Raw genomic sequence first — 20,263 nt, 5'->3', positions numbered from 1 at the left:
TCTATATAATCATATTCTGTATGGCTAGCACTTCGCGTTATTCTTTATCTGACCATACAGCAAATTCATTGCCACTTGGTTCAATAAAGTGAAAACGTCTACCGCCAGGAAAAGTGAAAATAGGCCTGATGATCGCCCCACCCGCTTGCTCAACTTTAGCTTGAGTTTGTTCAAGTTTCTCACTATAAAACACAACCAAAGCCGCACCTTGCGATGTGGTGCTCATTAAATCAGATTGATAAAACCCACCTTCTATACAAGGGTCACTGAAAGCAGAATACTCAGGACCATAATCGACAAACGTCCACTTAAACACCGTTGTAAAAAAGGCTTTAGTCGCAGAAATATCTTTGGCAGGTAATTCTAAATAGTTAATAGCTTCATGCTTATTCATTTGTCATCCCTTACTTTGTTTTTTTCCAGTGTAATCACTGTCTATTATTGTGTCTCAAGCAATTCGAATAATCGTGATCCCTCTACTCCTTTCATCACCTTTCTTCCATTGCTTCCCTTCTGGCAATGGAGATCGTAAGAATTAGGTTAGCCCTCTGTGAAAAAACAAAAAAGCCGCTGCATCTCTGCAACGGCTTCCTTATTTACGCTAAATCGATATTGTCTTATAGACCAATGAAGATACCCGCAAGTGCAGCACTCATTAGGTTAGCCAATGTCGCAGCCAATACTGCTTTAAAGCCAAGGCTTGCAACATCACTACGGCGTTCAGGCGCCATTACACCAATCGAACCAATCTGAATCGCAATAGAACCAATGTTAGCAAAACCACACAGTGCAAAAGTGATGATCACTTGGCTTTGTGCCGATAGCGTTTCTTTCACGCTAACGAAATCAAGGAAGGCAACAAATTCGTTCAAAATCATCTTCTGACCAATGAACGCACCCGCTTGCAGCATTTCCGTAGCAGGAACACCGATGATGAATGCAAGTGGTGAGAATACGTAACCAAGAATGCTTTGCAGTGTCAGACCTTCAAAACCAGCCCAACCGCCAACCATTTCAAGGCCAGCATTCGCCATCGCAATCACACTCACAAAAGCAATAAGCATAGTACCGATTGCAACAGCAACCTTCATACCATTCATCGCACCAGCTGCCAGTGCGTCAATCATATTGCTGTGATCGCTTTTCGCCATCTCAATATCAGTTTGCTCTACAGCAACACTTTGCTCTGGCACTAAAATCTTCGCCATCAGCAGGCTACCTGGAGCAGCCATAAAGCTTGCCGCGATAAGGTATTTAAGATCCACACCTAAACCCGCATAACCACCTAGAACACTACCAGCAACAGACGCCATACCACCTGTCATTACTGCGAACAGCTCTGAACGTGTCATTTGAGGAAGGAAAGGCTTAACAAGAAGAGGGGATTCACCTTGAGAAAGGAAGATATTACCAGTAGCAACTAAAGATTCTGCACGGCTAGTACCAAGAAGACGCTGAATACCACCACCAATAACACGGATGATCCACTGCATCACGCCAAGGTGGTAAAGCAAAGAGATTAAAGCACTAATGAAAATAACGAGAGGAAGGACGCGAATAGCGAAGATAAAACCAGTTGTTGCTAAATCACCAAATAGAAACTTGATCCCTTCATCGGCGAAACCAAGAATGCTTGCTACGCCACTACTCATGGCTCCCAGCATTTTTTGCCCAATAGGTATATACAATACCAAAGCGGCAAAGCCAGCCTGTAATAATAAGGCTCCACCAACTGTTCGCCAGTTGATTGCTTTTCGATTTTCAGATAATACGCACGCACATGCCACCAGTACAAAAATACCGGCAATACTAATTAACAACTGCATTATTTCGTCCTGCTACTTCTTTTAAAATGGATTGCGAAAAATGAAGGTGTTACTGCCTGCTGCCATAGCGGAACAACTGCTTTCGGGGAAAAAGCACAATAGGAGGGTTCTGAAGAATAACCTTCAGAAAATAAAGAGATGTCCGTCCAACTAAACAACATACAAGTCACCTTGATAACAAGCTAATACTCTGCCGGTCCAACTCCGTGGGTCGTTCACATTCCATGGTGACAGCTTGTAATAAGGTGGCTGAACTCGATGGTTCTGGCCGAGGGCGGAGTATATAGAGATCAAAATCACAATAACAATTTTAGTAGCATAATTTTTCGTGATCTGACGCTGATTGTGCAAAATTTAGCCTAGACAACAAACGAAAACGTTTGCCCGAATCAGGAAGAATAACAATGTAGCAACTGCTAGTCGATAACCACAGAAATGCAATAAGTTTCATTTGTAAATTTACATTACCCATCCTAGGTTTAAGTAAACGGCCTCTTGTCCATCTATACGGTGTGTAGCATGCAGAAAGGATTTACATTAATTGAACTTGTGATCATTATCGTCATACTTGGTATTTTGGCTGTTTTTGCCGCCCCACGTTTTTTAAATATCCAAAGTGATGCCCGTATCGCCACATTGCAAGGTTTTCAAGGCGCATTACAAGGTACAGATGGCATTGTTTTTGGCAAAGCAATTGTCCAAGGACTGGAGAAGCAAGAAAAGATCAACTTAGATGGAACCCAAGTATTATCTGGTGGCGCGACGGCAACATCGATAGAACTCAAATACGGCCATCCAGCCCAAAATAAAGAGAACCTAACGCTAGCAATGAAGACAGACTTACAAATCACCGACATTGAAATTGGTGATACTGCGGATTATTACGGTGAAGGGATCTACGCTTATCAAAGTGAACAGGCACTAGAGCAAGTGCAGATTGAAGATAGCATGTGCTATATGCGAGTACTCAACCAAAAGAAAACAGGCATACTACTCTTTCATCTGGTAACAAGCGGCTGCTAACCAACTTCGCGTTCCCCTGTATTTCTGGCATAATGCACTACAACACTCGTTACCGACACATTATGCCTATGCCGCTACAAAATTTGACACAATGTGTAAAACCAATAGCGACAATAGCATTTGCCTCCGCGCTACTCATCTCCACTAACGTATGTGCTAATCAGTTTGTATTGGATGTTAAGCTACTTAACTACAGCGATTCGTACGGTAACCTTCGAATTCCAAGTAGTGTTCAACTCGATCTCCCCGATCCACTTAACGTTAAGGGCAATTTAAACTTGGAGAAAAGCCAGCTAACACGGCTACCACGTTCCTTGACTGTCGGTGGTAATCTTAATCTTGCTTACAGCCAAATTATGCAACTACCCCGCAAGCTAAAAGTCAAAGGCTATATAAATTTAGCTCATTCTAAAATTCAGCAACTAAATAATGGATTACAAGTTGTCGGGGATCTAAGTTTGATGGGAACCGCGATAAAACAGCTTCCACCTTATCTATACGTTGGTGGCAACTTGTATTTGGCTCATACCAAAATAACCGAACTACCTGAATATTTGACAGTAAAAGGTAATATTTATTTGGGGGGAATAAAAATACAAAAAATGGCAGAGACCATCAACATTGGTGGTAATATTTATCAATAAAGTTAAGCAACCGTTCACCTGAAACAGAAAAATAAAAGATAAATAACTAAAGAATATTAAGCGCGGTTGGAGTTAAGGTTTTTTATTAGCCAGAAACATATAATTACTGTTTCTGGCTAAATAGTGAATCTGGCATGAGGAAACCTATGTGGTTGATAAATTGCCAGATTTTGTCTTACTTAACGCTGTTTTTTGCGTTTGTTGTTTGTGATTGATGGTAGAACCATTGTCTGCGGTTTCTATTTCTCATCTTACACCTCTCTTCATAAATAATATGAGTAGGTGGTATTACAACTTTATACCGATTACTCATTTAACTCGCTGTACTATACGCAGGTAAATATTACGAACATATTACATCTGGGGTAAATACAACGTCACTTGCTTTCCCTTGAGGTATTGAAAACATACTAAGCAATAAGAACAACCAGCTAGTTAATCACTACTGAGTGCTTTGCTTTTTCAATACTGAGGGTTAAAGAACGATAAATGTAACGGAGGAATTTCGAAGGTATTAATATGAATGGATATCGCCTACGACTTACTTTTCAACCTCAGTTTTTAACACTTATGCGATTTAATATAAGGTGCTTTTTATCATGTTGCAACCTTATCTAGCAATAATTTATGTGATGAACAGCAATCTTTTTTATCTAACAGAAACAAATAACGTTCAAATAATCCTTGTAAGTGTTTGTTGTATATTGTTTAAACGTTTGCGTAAAATCATCATACTCACACAGCATGAAAATCTATATTTTGTTCAAAAAGCAAACAAGCCTTCTTTCTATTTATCACTAAACTTAGCAAAACCCTACATGAAAGACCTTTTCTAAACCTTGACAGTATAAAGTTTCACGACAACACTTATTATGGACATTTAGATGCTACAACGCTCTAGGAGAGCTAGATTACAGAGGGATTTTCCTATCCATTCACTTTCTTCTGAGCAATAGCTATTTCGATAGAATGCTAATTTACAGGAGTGAGTTATGAGTGTTCATCAGATCACTTTGGAACAGAAGGCTAAAGTCCCACGTAAAGTCCTATTCGACTTACTCGCTGATCATGAAAACCTCGATCGATTCTTTCGTGCCAATTTCTCTCTTATAAAAAAGGGCAATCCGACTTCAAATGGCATAGGCGCTGTACGTGAAGTATCAACTGGTCCTTTTACTTATCAAGAACAAATCTTAGATTACAAAGAAAATGAGCACCTACACTTCAAAGTAATCAACGGAGGACCTGTTAAAGAATATGGTAGCTGGGTTCAATTCCAGAGCGTGAATGCGAAACAAAGTTTGATTCACTATCGGATCATGTTTACGCCCAAAGTTGAAGGCACAGGCTGGCTCATTAAATTCGTGCTTGAACAGCAACTAAAAAAAGCGCTGCACACACTCGCTAAACATGGCGAAGCCAAATGGCAAGTGTAAGACTGTTTCACTTTACCCACCCGTATCGTTAGCGGTTTATCCCGCTCTTCCCCGCGTAGATTTAGGGCTTTCTGCTTCAACCAGCGTGTCATCGCCTTGTCATGGCTCCGATCTAAGGTTTTAAGTTATTAACTCTAAGCCACGGATCATTTTCACAGGTTCATCAACTGGAGCCTGAGCGATCCAGATCAGCCGTATTGCGTCCATGCGTCTTAGTCTATTAGTCATATTTTTGATCTAGTCGGTGTGAATCACCTTGAGAACAATATTTAATCAAGTTGTACTCACAAACACATGCTGTTGCATAATATATGCCTGCTGTGTGACTAGATACGATTTGCCGCTAAAACTAATAAGCACTCTCGCTTATACACTTTGGACTGACTTTCGCTAGTAAAGGGACATATTTAATGAAGCAACAACCATTGTTGACCACTGAGCGCCTGATTTTACGCCCTTTTCAGTTATCAGATGCTTTAACCGTACAAAAGCTCGCAGGTGATCCCCTTATCGCTAACGGGACAATCAATGTTCCTCACCCTTATGCAGACGGCATGGCAGGACAATGGATAGGCAAACATGTCGCGGGCTGGCACAGTCAACAATCCGCTATTTACGCCATCACCTTAAAATCAAACCACCAGCTCATAGGGTGTGTGGGGTTACACAATATCAGTAACCACACCGCACAACTCGGATACTGGATTGGTGTGCCTTTTTGGGGAAAAGGCTATTGCACTGAATCAGCTCAGCGTATAGTTGATTTTGCCTTTAAGAAGCTAGAACTAGAGAAAATATACTCACGCCATCTGAGCCGTGAGGCTGCACCGGGTAAAGTTATGAAAAAAATAGGGATGAAGCATGTGATGAGAAAAAATGGCGCACTCAGAGTCAATCGATTAACCGAAGATCTTGATTATTACGAAATGAAAACCGAAGACGACGTAGAGTACAAGCCAGCCTAAACTAGCTTAGGGTGGCGCGAACATATCGCACCACACCAAGCGATAATGGGTATAACACTACATGTGCCTAACCTTTGCCATATAAAGCGCATCAACTAATTCGCCATTTCTAAACGCGAATTGGTGAGCAATCCCCTCTTCAACAAAGCCCAATTTCTTGTAGAGTGCAATACCGGCTTCGTTATCTGTATAAACCGTCAGTTCAATCCTACTGATATTCAGCCAGTTTTCCGCTAGATCTATTGCAGCAGCAAGAATTACCGAGCCCACCCCTTGTCCTTGGAAATCATCATGCACAGCCATACCTATACTAGCCACATGCTTACGACGCGGATTCTCCTCTATCACTAGGCCCAACTGACCAACAATACGGCCATCTAGATCAGCAACTAGACTATGCACATTACTCGGTATGTTCGTAAGACGTTTTTGCCACATGGCCAACGAAGGTAGAGGGAGTTGTAAGGTGCCCGCTTGCGCTTTCGTACCGGCATACAAATTTCGGATTTGTTCAATATCGGCCTGTTCTGTCGGTCTCACTTCAATCATTACTTCACTTCCTTGTCGTTCTCACTCTATATCATCACCACTAGCACCTTTTTAGTGGCTAGGGTCGTTCGAAGATGACAACAAAAGCAAAGAAGATCAACTGTAATCCATTAAATAATAACAAGTTAATGTTAAAACGAATCAAATTGCATTAGCGTTGCCTCGTTTCGCTATCAAACATCTAGCCGCTTTACCAAAGACATCCAGACTCATTATTAATATTTTTATTATTAACAAGAATAAATATCAAACAAAGAGTTATAACCCGTACCCTCCACTCACCTATACTCTTGTTAATTAGCTTATCTTATGATCCATAACAAGGTATTAACTCGTTAATACTCAGTGGCAGTCAAATAAAGAACAATGACTGAACAGTTTATTCAACACAAAGCTCTAACTTGTTGTACATCTCGTTTTTTATTTATTTGCTAATGATGATAAGCCACTGAAAAAACAGGTTATGGCAAATAAATATAGAAATTTGTAATAAATCATAAAAGGTGTCGGTCTTATATGTTGATTGTGATGTTCGACAAAACAACAATAAAACACCAACAATGGATGAGGTAAATTTATGTCTAGCTTAAAAGTAATCACTGCAACTGCTGTACTATTGATGTCTTCATCTGCTTTCGCTGATATTAGAGTTGCAGATACCCACAATGGTGCTTGGGTGACCATCACTGAAAACGGCCAACCTGCCGCTAATGCTAAGGTTTCTGTCGCTAACGTACCACAACAGAAAGAGTCATATACTACAGATGAACGTGGCCGTGTTTTCATCCCGCTAACATTAGAAAGCTCACGTTCAATTAAATATCATGCCACAACAGAAAGCGGTAAAAAATCATCTCGCTTCGCTTTCCACTCTACCAACAAGTAATATTTTAGCCCCTGATTACAACACTAATCAGGGGCTTATTTATTATAATCTCGCCAACTTAAATCTCTCGCTAGCACTAACCCTAAACCTATTATTTGCAAAAACAGCGCTAAGCTTTTCAACATAGATATATTTTTTGATTTATCGCTCTGGGATTCTATTAGTGATAAGTTTTCAATATAAAGCTGGTTAATTTTATCGCGTTGTGATGATTGAAGGTTAACCAGTTTATCCATGATTTCAGGCAATGCTGGTTTTGTTATTTCGACTACCGACTCACCAAGCCATGATTGAATATCATTAACGACAAATTGGGATAAGTAAGACGATATATGGTGATTGCTTGCCTCACTAATAACCATCAATGTGAGTAGATACTCACGTTTTCTATCAATAGCTTCAACCTGCTGCCAGGTTAACGCAATCAACTTATCATTACTTATCTGTTGTTGAGTCAATACGTTAGCGGCTTGTACTTCATCTTCAATGTAAAAATTGGTCATTAATGCCGATACAATATTCATCAATAAGCCAATTGCAACTACAGACCATGTAGGTATTTGCCACCTTATTGCCATCACTTCTCCCTTCTTTCCCTCTAACCTTTCCGTTGACTTACCACGATAAATATAGCTATTTGGATCATCTGCCCACTAAGTATGGCAGGAGAAATTAGCCCGTGATTGACTCCGCAAACAATCTCGCTACTATCTAGCGCCATAATCGTTGTATTAAGAGCTGTATTATGAAAACGCCATGTATTGGGATATGTAAAAATAATGAAGGTATCTGTATGGGGTGCCACCGAACCATGCCAGAGATCCAAGAGTGGCGTCATTTCACTGATGAACAGCGTGATACCAAAATGGATCAAATCCAGCGAGTCGCTTCAACACATGCTTGCCAACAATGTGGCCAGCCAGCCTATTGCGAGATTTCAGCAGGTAAAAATCACTGTTGGTGCTTCGAAATCAATAATAGAGATACTAGTAGCATCCAAGGTGCTGATTGCCTTTGTAGAAGTTGCTTATCAAAGCTTCCAATTAAAGTTGGCTAAGCCTATATTTCCAGTAGATAAAACAACCTATCTGAACATTTTTCATTTGAAAGCTAACAAAGTTGTTTGGCTTAGAATAATGCATCCTCTATAATGCTCGCTCTTTTACTAAAACAGTGTTCATTATGCCTTTTCACCGTCCGATTTTCTTTCTTTTACTGCTAAGCACCTCAAGTTCAGCTTTTGCTGCCTCGCCAGTGAAAGCGCTACCAGAAAATGAGCTTATTTGCATGAAAGCGCTAGAAAAATTGATTGTGAGTAAGCAGATGGTGTTTAGTGATAGCTCTGCAGAGCCAGACGCTCGCCGCGACGCAGAGCGGGTCATTGATGCAGCAAGAGAAGTGTTTAATAACAACCAAAGCTATTGTGAAGCTGAATCGGCAATGCATCAGTACCGATCAGACAAAGAGGCAGGGTTTCGTTCACGCCAAGGCGAGATTAACTTTTTTGGACGTGGTGTCAGTTAAAAGCAGCTCTATTACATCAAGTACTTACACTTATTTAATCTGGTTTGGTCTATGCTTCAACTAGGGTTAAAAATAGAAGGTACGTACAATGTTTAGTCGAGTGAAAACCTTAGGATCCAAGGCTAGATTTCCGCGCTTAAGTAAAGCTATCTTACCAATAATTATCGCTATTATTGGGTTAGCTGGCTGTGAGAAAAAAGCGCAAGTCGGCTTCACCCAAGATGACCTCAAACAAAGTTGGGTACTGACTAAAGTCGATGGTAAAGATCTACAAACCACAGAACCACGCATTACTCCAAATATCGCCATTGATTCAGATTTAAAAGTCGCAGGTTTTAGTGGTTGCAACCGCTTTTTTGGTCAAATAGAACTCACAGATAATAATCTGAAAGTGACCGCTATGGGGTCAACGAAAATGGCATGTATTCAAGATGATCAGGCAACTCTTGAAGCACTCATAACCACCTCATTACAAAAATCTAATACCGTTTCACTAGAAAACAATATGTTAACCCTCACGTCAGAGCAACATATCCTAACATTTATGCCAGAAGAAATTCCCGAGGACACTCCAAAATAAAAAACAGCGTTGTTTATTTATTGCATTACCTAGTTCCTCACGGCATCATTGGTCACAACACTGACAATAAGATGATAACGACCAATTTATCATCTGATGTTTTGATAGGTACCTATGAAACTTAATAAACGTAAAGCTAAAGTCCTCTTTTCTGCTATCGACGAATGGAAGCGCGAGGATCAAATATCCCCCGAGCAAGCCACTAAACTCACACAGTCGATTGAAGTCGCAGGCTTTGACTGGCGTTTATTAGCTGTGTACTCATTCTGGATAGCCATTAGCTGTTTCATTATCTCTGTGGGGGTATTACTCGCAGATGACTATCTACTGGCACTGCTTGCTAACATTTTTGATGCCCCAGCTAGTGTCATGTGTGTCACCACTGCCGTTATAGCCGCCATTTGCTACTACGCTGGAGTTAGGCGCCGCCACTCTCACCCTTCAAAAACCATCAGCAATGAAGCTATTTTCTTTTTCGGGGTATTAATGAGTGCTGTTTCAGTTGGCATTTTGGGCCAAACAGCAATGTTTTCGAATGTCGATGATGCCAGTTTGCTGCTGTTACTCACTGCCATTTATGCTGTGCTTGGGATCCGCCTTTCTTCTGTGCTCATTTGGATTTTTGCCCTATTGGGCTTTGTTGCTTGGGTTCAACTAGAAACGACTGAACTCTCAGGTTTTTCCGATTACTTTTTAGGCATGAACCACCCGATGCGCTTTACGCTGACCGGGGCACTTATCGCCTTCATGAGCTTGAAATGCCACCGCTTTAAACGCACTCAACCTCTAAAAGACTCTACCCAGTTTATTGGCCTACTCTTTCTCTTATTCGGCTTTTGGCTCTTATCTATTTTTGGTAACTATGGTGATGTCAGTGTGTGGTCAGGTGTCAAACAAATCGAGCTTCTTCACTGGGCAATATTCTCTATCAGTGTATGCGCTGCCGTTCTTTACATTGGCCTCCATTATGCTGATAGCCTGTGCCGTAGTTTTGGTATTACATTCCTGTTGATTAACCTCTATACGCGCTTTTTCGAGTATTTTTGGGATACCGCCCATAAAACCATCTTTTTTGCGATCCTAGCATTGAGCTTTTGGTTTATTGGTAGTCATGCGGAAAAACTCTGGCGGCTAGGAACAAAAGCAGAAAACAAATAGAATGTTGACGCTTAATCACACTAAATAACTGAAATATTTAGCCCCATGGTTTAGTCTCGCAGAAAACTTCGAGTATGATGGGTATAACTACTTGCTCAAAATAGCTATGAGGATCACTCTATGAAGAAGGTTTTAATTGCAGCAGCACTCGTAACATTACTAAGCGGCTGTGATAAAAATGAAGTCGGTGACGTGAGCTTAGGGATGTTCACCATGAAAGACATCAAGATCTCAAACTTGGATGATGAAAAAATCCCTGGAGTGACCTGCCATATTGCCTCTGTTGAAGCTAATTTAAGCCTTTCCGATCCAAGTGATAGTTCTATTTCTTGTCGTCAGACCGGTGACATCACACCTGAAATGCTCGCTCGCATTGATAAAAGCAAATCGGGTGAAGTGGTATTCAAGCAATCGAAAAGCATCTTCTTCAAGTCCATGAAAGTTAGACGTATTTACGATGCCGAAAACCAAACGCTACTCTACTTGTCTTACACAACCAAAGAGACAGAAGGAAGCTTCAAGCATAGCCTATCAACCGTACCACTGTGGGGCACTAAGGCTTATATTCAACCTGCGACCCCTGCGTCATAATTACGCATAAAATCAGTATCAATAAAAAGGCCGCATCCTAATCAAGGTTGCGGCCTTTTTCACTAACGATTAAGAATTAAGCGCTATTTGTGGCTGTCTGCTATCACTTTAGACATAACTTATTGGGATTCAGCCGTTTTTTCTACAGACACTTTGCTTGCAGAAGCCTTCTGTGCACGCGTCATAAGCCATGATGCAATACAACCAAACACGATCACTTGCCCCCACAGTTGCCCCCACCAGCCAATGACTTGCTCAAAGGTTGCACCCATTTGATTCAAACGGACAAACCCATTAATAGCCGGCGTTGCAGGCGCAATCTGTGCCAGCTGGTTAAGCACTTCTGGAATAGCCGAAGGAGGCCAAATAAAGCCAGCAGTAAAAATAAGAGGGATAGAGCTTATTAGCACGATGACGGTTGCTAACTCCCTACGTGGGATCAACTGCCCAATTACCATACCAGCAAAAATAACGGCCAATAAGAAAGGCACCGTCATTGCCAGTAAATCCCCAATAGAAGCCAGACGACTAATACCTAAGGATTCAAAGCTATAACCAAAATAGTAGGCTGTTAATGGCAGGTAAATCGTCATCATTAACAAACCACGCACTATAATGATTTTCCACGCTGGATATCGTAGCCAATAACCCGTGCCCCCTTGCAAACGATATTCGTTTTGACCACCACCTAACATAGCAACAGCAATGAGCAATGTTTGGTGCAAAATCAGCACGAATACAGCTGGTACAACGTAATTGATGTAACCCATTGATGGATTAAACACTGGCTTAGTATTGAGTTTTATCGCAGAAAACTGATCAGCCGCCAAGGCGATATTGTCGCCCGACATCACCATACGCGCCACTTTCAACTTCGCCCCCAGTGTACCGCTAGCTGTTGCGATGCCTTCAACTATAGTACCGTACACAAGAAAGTAAGAAGCATCGCCCGCATAAGCAAGCGTCGGGCTTTTACCAAGTAATAAGTCACGGTTAAAATGCGCTGGAATCACCAACAAGCCATGAACTTCACCAGTTTCAAGTTGCGTCTTAGCTTCATCAATCGAACGTGCGTATTGCTGAACTTTAACTTGAGGTGTTGCATCTATCATGCGGATCAGTTCGCGGCTGATCTGACTGTGATCTTGGTTAACTACAGTCACAAGCTGCTCCCGCGGCAACTGTTGCGAGTATGGTAAAGGATATAAGAATGAGTAAATCAACACCCCACCAAACACGGTAAACAATAATGCAGGATTAGTGAAAATAGCGTGCAACTCAAATTTTATTAGCGTACGCCAACTCATGGGGTCACCTCACTTACTTGCTGGCTACTGGCTATCGCTCGCGCTTTTAATCCCGCCAAGATCAGTACCACCCAAAAAGCGAGTATACCCGCTAATTTAGGTAAGCATGCCACCATTGTCGCGCCGTAACTCACTTGCATCACCTGCACCTCAATGTAGTGACTGATAGGCAAGAGCGAACGCCAAATTTGCGCTAACAACGGCATATCAGTTGCGGGGAAAGTGATCCCCATAAAAGCAAATGCTGGCGCTGTAAACCCCGCGACCATACTCATTGCGCGCGTTGGGTCTAACGTGACTAAAAACAGCAAAGCCCCGATGGCTTGGCAAGCCACAACCGTCAGTAGTTGTGCAAAGAGTACGATTCCCCAGCTGCCATGCATTGGCCACGCTTGCCACAAGTACATACCAATCATAAAGACAGCACCTTGTAGCCAAAACAGGCCAGTATAAGGCAGTAGCTTGGCCATAAGGTTAGGTAACGGTGCTTTGGCTAACCATGCTTGTACCCCCTGTTGACGTAGCTCAGCAGCCATTGCCAGTACCGTGGTCGCAACCATGATTATTTGCCACATGGCAGGAATCGCGGCTGACACCAAAAACTGGCCATAGTCACTGCTGGTGTTATACAGGGGTGTAATTTGGCTTCTAATCGGTACAGCTTGCCCCAGAGCTTGTAGCGGCACAGGGCTGCCCCCCACCATGTTTTTTAACGTATCAACACCCGCGGTAAAGGTGCCTTGCGCTTGAAGCAATGCTGAATTAACCAGTTTTCCCACCAAAATAAATTGGCTGTTATAAAATGCCGTTACTTGAGGTGAGCGGCCAAGCATAGTGTTTTCTTCTAATTTTGAAGGCAACACAACCAATGCATATATCTCTCCGCTTCGAAGCGCGGCACTGCCTTGTTCGACCGTAGTGAACTGTGCCGTCACTGCCAAAGCAGGGCTAGCATCATAGGTACGCGTGAGTTGGCGTGATATACGGCTATGATCGAGATCGACCACACCAATAGAAAGATCGCGGGCAATTCCCCCAGAGAAAATCGCCCACACGACGATAAACAGCACGGCAGGGATCCAGAGTGTCATGGCTTTTAACCATGCCTCTGAACGCCAAATGTGCCACTCTCGTATTAGCTGTGAACGCAAGATCATGTTACTCCTGCTCGACTAGGATACTCATGCCTACCCGTAAGCCTTCAATAGGCTGTACAGGGCGAGCTTCTACTTCAAAAGTACGCATATCAAAACCTTTTGCTGTATCGGTTGCACGCCAAGTCGCGAAATCCCCCATCACCGAAACATGGCTTACCATAAACGCGTGGCTCTCATCACCCAGAGCAGGGATCACAGCATTGAATGTTTGCCCTTCACGGTAGTCTTTCAGGCGATCTTCACGTACATTGAAAACAGCCCACGCATCATCCATATCAACAATGCTCACCACAGGGAAACCTTGTGGCGCTAGCTCGCCTGAGCGAAGAAGAATTTGGCTTACTTCGCCATGGTGCCAGCTTTCTACACGCGTATCAGCAGCATAGGCTTCGACTTCAGCAACAGCACCAGCGGCCATACGCGCTTGTTCAACAGCAGCACGTTTGGTTTCAACGCGAGCACCTTCTTTGGCCATCTCTGCCATCTGAAAGGCTGCACGCTCTGTGTATCGAGCGGCTTGCCATTGCGTGTAGGCTTCATCGCGTTTTTGTTCGGCGATCACACCGTCACGGTAAAGGTTATCAACGCGCTTATAGGTTTTCTCCATCAAGCTTGATGCGGCTTTGGCTTTCTGCCATTGATCATAGGCAGCGGCAATTTCTTGGCTACGTGCGCCTTTTTCTGCTTGCTCTGCCATAGCCCCCGCAGCTTCTTGTCCAGCACGCGCTTGCTCTAGCTTGGCATCTAGTTCAGGGCTTAATAGCGTGAAAATAAGCTGACCACGTTCAACTTCCTCACCTTTTTTAACCAAAACCTGGTCAACACGCCCCGGAACTTTCGATGAGATATTGTACTGCTGCGCTTCAATTTGACCTTGAAGACGTTCGGGTTGAGGCTGGTAAGCTTGCCAGAAGGTGTAGCCAAGCCACCCTACTAACGCAGCTGCCGGAATGATTGCAGCAAAAGACTTATACTTACTCATGATTAAACCTCTAAACCTTTATATTGTTGGTACTGATTAAAGCTATTCATTTCACCACTCACCGCCAGTAGTCGAGAGAGTGAAATAACATATTGGTATGCTGCTGCGAGGCGTTGTGTTTTCACACCAGCCAAATACATTTCAGCATCCACCACTTCCAGTGATGTTGATAAACCTTGGCTAAATGCCTTATCACGTAAACGAACATTTTCTTGTGCTAATGCAATGCTTGATTTCAAGCTATTGAATTCTTCCAATGCTTGTTGTGCTTCTCGGTAGGTTTTCTCAACCAGTACCGACAAATCTTGCTCAGCTTGGCGGCGCAGGTAACCGACTTGATCCACTGTACTTCGAGCGGCTTTCACTTTGCCAGAACGGCCAGAGTTATCGAATAACGCAATATTCACCCCAACACCAACCGCCCAATCAGGCGCTGTCTTTGCGGCTAAGGTATCGTCTTCATGCAAGCTGTAATTACCGTATAGGTATACCTCTGGGTAATACTTACCTTTTTCGATGTCAATCACACCACTTGCTTGTTTTTTCTTAGAGTCAAGAATGTGTAAGCCTGGGTACTCGGCAAGCGTTTTTTCAAGAAATGCACTCATAGGTGGTAGCGATTCATTGGTAAATAAACCTGTCGATAAATCCGCTGGGCTTGAGAGCTTTAGTAGTTTAGTCAGAGCAACTTGTGAGATTTCATAATCACGCGCTGCTTTTTGACGCTCAACACGTGCTTTATCGTAAGAAGCTTCAGCCTGCAATCGCTCTACTTTTGCAATTTGGCCTTGCTGCTCTAATTTCTTAGCATGGTGTAAATGCTTTTTCAGCCCCTGCTCCACTTCAATACGCGTTTGCAATACGTGTTTTGTCAGCACGACACCAAAGTAAAACTTGGATAAATCTTCAAATTTAGCCTGCTGCTTCATGGCCAGCATGTATTTAGCTTCATCTTTTTGGCTTTTCGCTATATCTTGCGCAGCATTGATTCGCCCACCAGTGAAAATAGGCCAAATTGCACGAATTGAACTGGTAAACACATCGCGCTTCGTTAACTGTGAAGTGAACAAACTATCGGCAAGATCGGAAATCATGCCACCTTGGCTTCCTATTGGCGTACTCGCAGCAAGATCAGAAGGCTTAATTTCTACGGGCTTATCTAAGCGCGTGTAGTTGGCAGACATGGTAATTTTAGGCAGGCTTAAATCACTTGCCGCATCTTGCATATACTGGGTGCGGTCAATATTTGCACGTTCAGCTGCTAATGCATCGCTACTTTCAACAACTGTACGCCATGCATCATTAAAACTAACCGGTGCTGCGTGCGCGTTCGTCACACTAAGCAAGATGCTGACCAATGCGACAATAGGCTTCATTTTCATTATTAACCCTTATAGGTCTTTGTCTTTTGAACAACTTAAAGCCATTTTAGAGCATTTACTCTATAAAGTTCAATCTTGAATTTATAAATTGCAGCTAAAATATTCAATATTAAACAAAATGCTTATTGATAAGCTAACATCATAACGCTTCTAACAAATAGGAACACCCCCTAAAACCAGTAACTGAACAATGCTTTTTTGGTGGTATTAGAACGCTGGCCATTTAAATGCAACATGTTACCTATTGACGAACAAGCGATGAATCTGGCTCCTCAGTAGCTTAAAACACGGATAAATAGATCGACAAGGTATGATCACAGAGCATTTAACCGCAATGTATTCAGAGGTGTACGAAAAGGGAAAATTGATATAGTTAACAGCAAGTAGGCTGGGCTGTTTTATGGTTGATATGAGTAAATAGCAGGTGAAAAAAAGGCGGGTATCTACCCGCCGAACGTCATTTAAGCCTAATCAGCAATATCCCTATTGCAAAGAACCATTACGGGATAGAGAATAGCATTCCATATAATTACAGAATAGATGACTGTTTATATTGTGTGATCCAGATCACCTAATAAAATCGAGGGATAAAAAAACGGTCCACCTCAGTGAACCGTTATTCTTCGTTATCTTATTGGTCTATTTAGCCATCGAAATTAATGACTTACCAAATAGCCACTCGAGTTCTTTAATGCTAGCTTCACCGAAACGATCACGGCAAAGCTGGTATAAACGCTCAATACCACGCATAGCAAATTCATTTGAGCTTTCTGCTGTCACAATATGGTGGAAAAGTAGGCGTAGGATAGCTAAGAACTTTTCATCTTCTAACGCTGCAACCCAACTTGCAACAAACGCTTCAAGGTCTGATTCTAGTTCAAGCTTTTCAACAAATAATTTAAAAATCCGTCCATCCATTGCATTGGCGAAATCAGATTTTTTTGGAAAATGGTGGCTAATACCTGTGCGGGAAATGCCAGTTTGCTTACTTAACGTGGTGTAAGACATTTTGTCGTAACCTAACGTCAGCAGTTGATCAACAACCGCATCCATAATGGTTTGAATTGTGATTTCGGTATCTTCTTTACTACGCTTTGGCATATTGAATGACTCTAAAAATGTATTTGCCTAATCATGCAATCGGCTGATTAGTTGATATTTATTTCGCTGTTATCTGTTTAGTATTACAAAATGCTATTCCGTTAACCAGTATTCTGCCTGTTTTTTTTACTTTGATTCAAATAACATTGACGAAAACTAAAAATGCAAAAACAAAAATAAGAGTTTCATCACAAACCAAAATCTTAATATTTTGGCATATCGCTATTATCTACCAAACTTTTCAGCAGCTTCTTCTATATTACGGTAAAGATTTGTAGTCCAATATGGCAGATCGCTTGCTGCAATTAAAGGACCTTTTCGTGGATCTGTGGGGGAAATGACAACATCAACATTCTCAATACCAACGCTTTCCACCGCAATAAATAGCTCTTCAATCGCCACATCTCCCATTGCGAGACATCCTACCGATGATGCACGTCCGTGAATAAAAATATTCGAACCCGGTTTATGACGTTTTTCATTCTGTGCATGTTGGAGATCGAAACGGTTAGGATAGTTCAATTTCATTGATAAATGAAAACGGCTATTTGGGTTCAGTCCCACAACACGATACACGCCTTCCGGCACTTGTTTATCACCTTCGCGTAACTTAGGACCTAGCTCACCGCTTTGCTTTTTAACCGGATAACGCTTGATATAAGCCCAGTTTCCATCTTGCTTAGCCCACAACTCTAAAGCAGCGTCTTCCTTAATAGCAAATAGCCCTAATTTATCAGGAGGATAAGTCACACCCGATGCAGCAAATAAACGCGTTAACCGAGGAACAATAATGGGTGAATAACGTTCTCTCACATCAGCAACCGTACGCTGACCATGAGGAGGATAGTCTTGATATATGGAGGAGGAATAATTTGCGATGCATACCCAAGACGTACAAGCAAAGAGAATCCCAATTAAAAATCGATTTAACACCATTTTAGTATCGGTTCCTTCCGTTTGTCGTGTTAGGCAAGCTAACACTCAGGAACAGTTAAAAATCAACGTAAACTAACACGACTAAAGCATAATGCCACAGGGTTAGTAGCACGTTTTTAGCGGTTGAGCTCACCCAAGATAATGCCTCACATACAAAAAACGTCACAAGTTTAAATAAAAGGCTAACAATTAGAAAATACCACCTAATAAGGCACAAAATGAGGTAAAAAATAGCTCACCTTAAAAAGAAAACTGACTTTTATTAGCTAATTCTCAAAATAGCAATTTATTATAAAATTAAACATTTTTTTTACAGTTTTCTGGCAACTGCCTCCTATAATTAACTTGACCGACCAGTTTTAATTAGATTAGATTTAACAAATGCGTAACAAACAAGGATGAATTTGTATGACCTTACCTCTTTCTGCGGATCGTTTAAAGGAAACCACTATGCTTCAACCTCTACCCCATGAAATGATTTTGAAGTGGGCAGAAGAGCGTGCTGATGAAATTTACCTTCGTCAAATTATCAATCGGAAATTTGTTGATTATTCTTACGCTGATGTTGCGGACAAAGCACTAAGACTTGTAAGTGCGCTACGAGGCTTAGGTATTCAACCCGGTGATCGCGTTGCTCTTGCTTCAAAAAACTGTGCCGAATGGTTTATCTGTGACTTAGCAATGATGCTAGGGAGTTATATCAGTGTGCCTGTTTTCCCAACAGCAGGTGCTGAGACAATTGAACACTGCGTCACTCACAGTGAATCTAAAGTCTTGCTTATTGGTAAACTCGACGACAGCAAAGCCATTGAATCTGTTTGTCGCGATCTCCCAGATCTGATCACCATCGGCTTTAACTATGACAGTACACCAAGTTGTCAGTACCAATTTAATACGTTAGTAGAACAGCATGAACCATCAACTGATCGCCCGACTTATGAAAATGACGATCTCATGTCTATTGTTTATACCTCTGGTACTTCAGGGTTACCAAAAGGCGCGATGCTCAGCTATGGTGCATTTGCGTGGTCGTCACAGCGACTAATCGACCATATTGGTATGCAAGACGGTGAGCGTTTGTTTTCCTACTTACCACTAGCGCATATCACTGAGCGAGTGTATATTTTCGGGTCTTCCGTAATGGCCGGTATGCAGGTTGCGTTCCCTGAGTCACTCGATACCTTTATCGATGATGTAAAGATGCACCGACCAACCTTATTTATCTCTGTACCGCGTTTATGGACTCTATTCCAGCAACGTATTCAAGACAAATTACCGCAGCGTAAGCTCGATCTTCTACTAAAAATCCCATTCATTTCTGGTGTGATTAAACGCAAACTAGCAGATGGTCTCGGCCTAGATAAAGCGCGCGTATTAGGGTGTGGTTCTGCCCCCGTTTCACCGGCATTGTTACGTTGGTACGAACGCATTGGGCTGAATATTACAGAAGCATGGGGAATGACTGAATCCTTTGCTTACAGCACACTCAACCACCCTTTCCGAAGTGATAAAATTGGCTCGGTCGGTAACCCAGGCCCTGGCATTGAAATTAAGATTGCCAGCGATGAAGAAATTTTAGTGCGCAGTGAGGGGTTATTCTCTGGCTACTACAAAAATGAAGAAGCCAGTAAAGAATGTTTCGATCAGGATGGATGGCTTCACACTGGTGATATTGGCTCGGTCGATGACGAAGGCTATATCACTATTGAAGGCCGTAAAAAAGACACCTTTAAAACAGCGAAAGGTAAATTTGTTTCGCCAGTACCTATTGAAAAACGCCTATTCGAGTTAAGTAACGTCGAAATGATGTGCTTAATCGGTTCGGGCATGCCTGCACCTGTCTTATTAGCCATTCCACACGAATTCCCGAACTTTGATCGCAAGCGCTACGAAAAGAAAGTGCATCACGTGATTGATGTCATCAACCAAGAGCTGGAATCTCACGCGAAGATAAAAGGCGTGTTGATGATCAAAGAACCTTGGAGTATCGAAAACGGCGTGCTTACTCCTACGCTTAAAATTAAACGCCATATCCTAGAAAAACGTTATCAAGAGATTGGCAATGAATGGCCTAAAGGCCAGCTGGTACAGTGGGAAGAATAACCTCTCAATGTAACCTCTTAACGAATCACTAGAACGCAAAAGGCGTAACCGCACTTCTAATTCCCTAGAAGCTGGTTACGCCTTTTTCTTTATGCTTTACGCATACTGTCATC

The 20,263-nt window shown here is 42.1% G+C and carries 21 protein-coding genes; 11 read left to right on the top strand and 10 right to left on the bottom strand.

The window, feature by feature from the left end; genetic code table 11:
- Nucleotides 1–37: 37 nt before the first annotated feature.
- Nucleotides 38–394 carry a VOC family protein gene (locus tag OCU77_RS24235; protein ID WP_048899307.1) on the bottom strand — a complete coding sequence of 119 codons (357 nt, stop codon included), beginning with the start codon at nucleotides 392–394 and terminating at the stop codon, nucleotides 38–40.
- Between the two features lie 223 nt (nucleotides 395–617).
- Nucleotides 618–1,826, bottom strand: coding sequence for a NupC/NupG family nucleoside CNT transporter (locus OCU77_RS24230; protein WP_048899306.1), 1,209 nt, complete (start codon nucleotides 1,824–1,826; stop codon nucleotides 618–620).
- 519 nt (nucleotides 1,827–2,345) lie between these two features.
- On the opposite strand from OCU77_RS24230, the gene OCU77_RS25230 reads away from it, so the two are divergent.
- The 4 genes from OCU77_RS25230 to OCU77_RS24210 all read left to right on the top strand — a co-directional run bounded on the left by OCU77_RS25230 (nucleotide 2,346) and on the right by OCU77_RS24210 (nucleotide 5,894).
- Nucleotides 2,346–2,849: a prepilin-type N-terminal cleavage/methylation domain-containing protein gene (locus tag OCU77_RS25230; RefSeq protein ID WP_084711802.1), complete on the top strand. Its 504-nt coding sequence runs from the start codon at nucleotides 2,346–2,348 to the stop codon at nucleotides 2,847–2,849.
- A 170-nt stretch (nucleotides 2,850–3,019) separates the two neighbouring features.
- Nucleotides 3,020–3,493 (top strand): hypothetical protein, encoded by a 474-nt coding sequence (locus tag OCU77_RS24220; protein WP_239686002.1) that lies wholly within the window; start codon nucleotides 3,020–3,022, stop codon nucleotides 3,491–3,493.
- Nucleotides 3,494–4,485: 992 nt separating this feature from the next.
- Complete coding sequence (locus tag OCU77_RS24215; RefSeq protein ID WP_048899303.1) at nucleotides 4,486–4,929, top strand: SRPBCC family protein; 444 nt, start codon at nucleotides 4,486–4,488, stop codon at nucleotides 4,927–4,929.
- Nucleotides 4,930–5,339: 410 nt separating this feature from the next.
- The gene (locus OCU77_RS24210) at nucleotides 5,340–5,894 is read left to right on the top strand and encodes a GNAT family N-acetyltransferase (RefSeq protein ID WP_048899302.1); all 555 of its coding nucleotides are present in this window, start codon (nucleotides 5,340–5,342) and stop codon (nucleotides 5,892–5,894) included.
- Between the two features lie 57 nt (nucleotides 5,895–5,951).
- Here the strand turns inward: OCU77_RS24210 and OCU77_RS24205 are convergent, their stop codons facing one another.
- Nucleotides 5,952–6,443, bottom strand: a complete 492-nt coding sequence (locus tag OCU77_RS24205) for a GNAT family N-acetyltransferase (RefSeq protein WP_048899301.1) — start codon at nucleotides 6,441–6,443, stop codon at nucleotides 5,952–5,954.
- Between the two features lie 577 nt (nucleotides 6,444–7,020).
- Between OCU77_RS24205 and OCU77_RS24200 the strand changes: the two genes are divergently transcribed.
- A complete protein-coding gene (locus OCU77_RS24200; protein WP_048899300.1) occupies nucleotides 7,021–7,329 on the top strand; it encodes a transthyretin-like family protein in 309 nt (102 codons plus the stop codon).
- Between the two features lie 35 nt (nucleotides 7,330–7,364).
- Here the strand turns inward: OCU77_RS24200 and OCU77_RS24195 are convergent, their stop codons facing one another.
- Entirely contained in the window at nucleotides 7,365–7,907 is a 543-nt protein-coding gene (locus tag OCU77_RS24195) for a hypothetical protein (RefSeq protein ID WP_048899299.1), read from the bottom strand.
- Between the two features lie 167 nt (nucleotides 7,908–8,074).
- On the opposite strand from OCU77_RS24195, the gene OCU77_RS24190 reads away from it, so the two are divergent.
- The 5 genes from OCU77_RS24190 to OCU77_RS24170 all read left to right on the top strand — a co-directional run bounded on the left by OCU77_RS24190 (nucleotide 8,075) and on the right by OCU77_RS24170 (nucleotide 11,182).
- Nucleotides 8,075–8,386, top strand: coding sequence for a cysteine-rich CWC family protein (locus OCU77_RS24190; RefSeq protein ID WP_084711801.1), 312 nt, complete (start codon nucleotides 8,075–8,077; stop codon nucleotides 8,384–8,386).
- Nucleotides 8,387–8,511: 125 nt separating this feature from the next.
- Nucleotides 8,512–8,853 (top strand): hypothetical protein, encoded by a 342-nt coding sequence (locus tag OCU77_RS24185; protein WP_048899297.1) that lies wholly within the window; start codon nucleotides 8,512–8,514, stop codon nucleotides 8,851–8,853.
- 88 nt (nucleotides 8,854–8,941) lie between these two features.
- Nucleotides 8,942–9,433, top strand: a complete 492-nt coding sequence (locus OCU77_RS24180) for an META domain-containing protein (RefSeq protein WP_048899296.1) — start codon at nucleotides 8,942–8,944, stop codon at nucleotides 9,431–9,433.
- 114 nt (nucleotides 9,434–9,547) lie between these two features.
- Nucleotides 9,548–10,591, top strand: coding sequence for a hypothetical protein (locus OCU77_RS24175; protein ID WP_048899295.1), 1,044 nt, complete (start codon nucleotides 9,548–9,550; stop codon nucleotides 10,589–10,591).
- Between the two features lie 120 nt (nucleotides 10,592–10,711).
- On the top strand, nucleotides 10,712–11,182 hold the full coding sequence (locus tag OCU77_RS24170; protein WP_048899294.1) for a CreA family protein: 471 nt from the start codon (nucleotides 10,712–10,714) through the stop codon (nucleotides 11,180–11,182).
- A 119-nt stretch (nucleotides 11,183–11,301) separates the two neighbouring features.
- On the opposite strand, the gene OCU77_RS24165 is transcribed toward OCU77_RS24170, so the two are convergent.
- The 6 genes from OCU77_RS24165 to OCU77_RS24140 all read right to left on the bottom strand — a co-directional run bounded on the left by OCU77_RS24165 (nucleotide 11,302) and on the right by OCU77_RS24140 (nucleotide 18,047).
- A complete protein-coding gene (locus OCU77_RS24165) occupies nucleotides 11,302–12,489 on the bottom strand; it encodes an ABC transporter permease (protein ID WP_048899293.1) in 1,188 nt (395 codons plus the stop codon).
- Nucleotides 12,486–13,646, bottom strand: a complete 1,161-nt coding sequence (locus tag OCU77_RS24160; protein ID WP_048899292.1) for an ABC transporter permease — start codon at nucleotides 13,644–13,646, stop codon at nucleotides 12,486–12,488. The genes OCU77_RS24165 and OCU77_RS24160 overlap by 4 nt, the downstream gene beginning before the upstream one ends.
- Before the next feature lies 1 nt (nucleotide 13,647).
- On the bottom strand, nucleotides 13,648–14,628 hold the full coding sequence (locus OCU77_RS24155; protein ID WP_048899291.1) for an HlyD family secretion protein: 981 nt from the start codon (nucleotides 14,626–14,628) through the stop codon (nucleotides 13,648–13,650).
- A 2-nt stretch (nucleotides 14,629–14,630) separates the two neighbouring features.
- Entirely contained in the window at nucleotides 14,631–16,010 is a 1,380-nt protein-coding gene (locus OCU77_RS24150) for a TolC family protein (protein WP_048899290.1), read from the bottom strand.
- 639 nt (nucleotides 16,011–16,649) lie between these two features.
- Nucleotides 16,650–17,111: a TetR family transcriptional regulator gene (locus OCU77_RS24145; RefSeq protein WP_048899289.1), complete on the bottom strand. Its 462-nt coding sequence runs from the start codon at nucleotides 17,109–17,111 to the stop codon at nucleotides 16,650–16,652.
- A gap of 225 nt (nucleotides 17,112–17,336) precedes the next feature.
- The gene (locus OCU77_RS24140) at nucleotides 17,337–18,047 is read right to left on the bottom strand and encodes a L,D-transpeptidase family protein (protein WP_048899288.1); all 711 of its coding nucleotides are present in this window, start codon (nucleotides 18,045–18,047) and stop codon (nucleotides 17,337–17,339) included.
- A gap of 408 nt (nucleotides 18,048–18,455) precedes the next feature.
- Between OCU77_RS24140 and OCU77_RS24135 the strand changes: the two genes are divergently transcribed.
- Nucleotides 18,456–20,150, top strand: a complete 1,695-nt coding sequence (locus OCU77_RS24135; protein WP_107302924.1) for an AMP-binding protein — start codon at nucleotides 18,456–18,458, stop codon at nucleotides 20,148–20,150.
- Nucleotides 20,151–20,263 lie beyond the last annotated feature (113 nt).

Origin of the sequence: Photobacterium swingsii, from assembly GCF_024346715.1 — a bacterium.
Lineage (GTDB): Bacteria > Pseudomonadota > Gammaproteobacteria > Enterobacterales > Vibrionaceae > Photobacterium > Photobacterium swingsii.
The sequence above is the reverse complement of the archived record's forward strand: the minus strand, read 5'-3'. Positions and strand labels throughout refer to the sequence as shown.

What these genes read in the sequence shown, in the direction of transcription:
- OCU77_RS24180 (WP_048899296.1), top strand. Translation starts at nt 8,942, where the DNA reads ATGTTTAGTCGAGTGAAAACCTTAGGATCCAAGGCTAGATTTCCGCGC.
- OCU77_RS24160 (WP_048899292.1), bottom strand. Translation starts at nt 13,646, where the DNA reads ATGATCTTGCGTTCACAGCTAATACGAGAGTGGCACATTTGGCGTTCA.
- OCU77_RS24155 (WP_048899291.1), bottom strand. Translation starts at nt 14,628, where the DNA reads ATGAGTAAGTATAAGTCTTTTGCTGCAATCATTCCGGCAGCTGCGTTA.
- OCU77_RS24230 (WP_048899306.1), bottom strand. Translation starts at nt 1,826, where the DNA reads ATGCAGTTGTTAATTAGTATTGCCGGTATTTTTGTACTGGTGGCATGT.
- OCU77_RS24170 (WP_048899294.1), top strand. Translation starts at nt 10,712, where the DNA reads ATGAAGAAGGTTTTAATTGCAGCAGCACTCGTAACATTACTAAGCGGC.
- OCU77_RS24165 (WP_048899293.1), bottom strand. Translation starts at nt 12,489, where the DNA reads ATGAGTTGGCGTACGCTAATAAAATTTGAGTTGCACGCTATTTTCACT.
- OCU77_RS24190 (WP_084711801.1), top strand. Translation starts at nt 8,075, where the DNA reads ATGAAAACGCCATGTATTGGGATATGTAAAAATAATGAAGGTATCTGT.
- OCU77_RS25230 (WP_084711802.1), top strand. Translation starts at nt 2,346, where the DNA reads ATGCAGAAAGGATTTACATTAATTGAACTTGTGATCATTATCGTCATA.
- OCU77_RS24195 (WP_048899299.1), bottom strand. Translation starts at nt 7,907, where the DNA reads ATGGCAATAAGGTGGCAAATACCTACATGGTCTGTAGTTGCAATTGGC.
- OCU77_RS24200 (WP_048899300.1), top strand. Translation starts at nt 7,021, where the DNA reads ATGTCTAGCTTAAAAGTAATCACTGCAACTGCTGTACTATTGATGTCT.
- OCU77_RS24215 (WP_048899303.1), top strand. Translation starts at nt 4,486, where the DNA reads ATGAGTGTTCATCAGATCACTTTGGAACAGAAGGCTAAAGTCCCACGT.
- OCU77_RS24135 (WP_107302924.1), top strand. Translation starts at nt 18,456, where the DNA reads ATGACCTTACCTCTTTCTGCGGATCGTTTAAAGGAAACCACTATGCTT.
- OCU77_RS24145 (WP_048899289.1), bottom strand. Translation starts at nt 17,111, where the DNA reads ATGCCAAAGCGTAGTAAAGAAGATACCGAAATCACAATTCAAACCATT.
- OCU77_RS24185 (WP_048899297.1), top strand. Translation starts at nt 8,512, where the DNA reads ATGCCTTTTCACCGTCCGATTTTCTTTCTTTTACTGCTAAGCACCTCA.
- OCU77_RS24140 (WP_048899288.1), bottom strand. Translation starts at nt 18,047, where the DNA reads ATGGTGTTAAATCGATTTTTAATTGGGATTCTCTTTGCTTGTACGTCT.
- OCU77_RS24205 (WP_048899301.1), bottom strand. Translation starts at nt 6,443, where the DNA reads ATGATTGAAGTGAGACCGACAGAACAGGCCGATATTGAACAAATCCGA.
- OCU77_RS24150 (WP_048899290.1), bottom strand. Translation starts at nt 16,010, where the DNA reads ATGAAAATGAAGCCTATTGTCGCATTGGTCAGCATCTTGCTTAGTGTG.
- OCU77_RS24235 (WP_048899307.1), bottom strand. Translation starts at nt 394, where the DNA reads ATGAATAAGCATGAAGCTATTAACTATTTAGAATTACCTGCCAAAGAT.
- OCU77_RS24210 (WP_048899302.1), top strand. Translation starts at nt 5,340, where the DNA reads ATGAAGCAACAACCATTGTTGACCACTGAGCGCCTGATTTTACGCCCT.
- OCU77_RS24175 (WP_048899295.1), top strand. Translation starts at nt 9,548, where the DNA reads ATGAAACTTAATAAACGTAAAGCTAAAGTCCTCTTTTCTGCTATCGAC.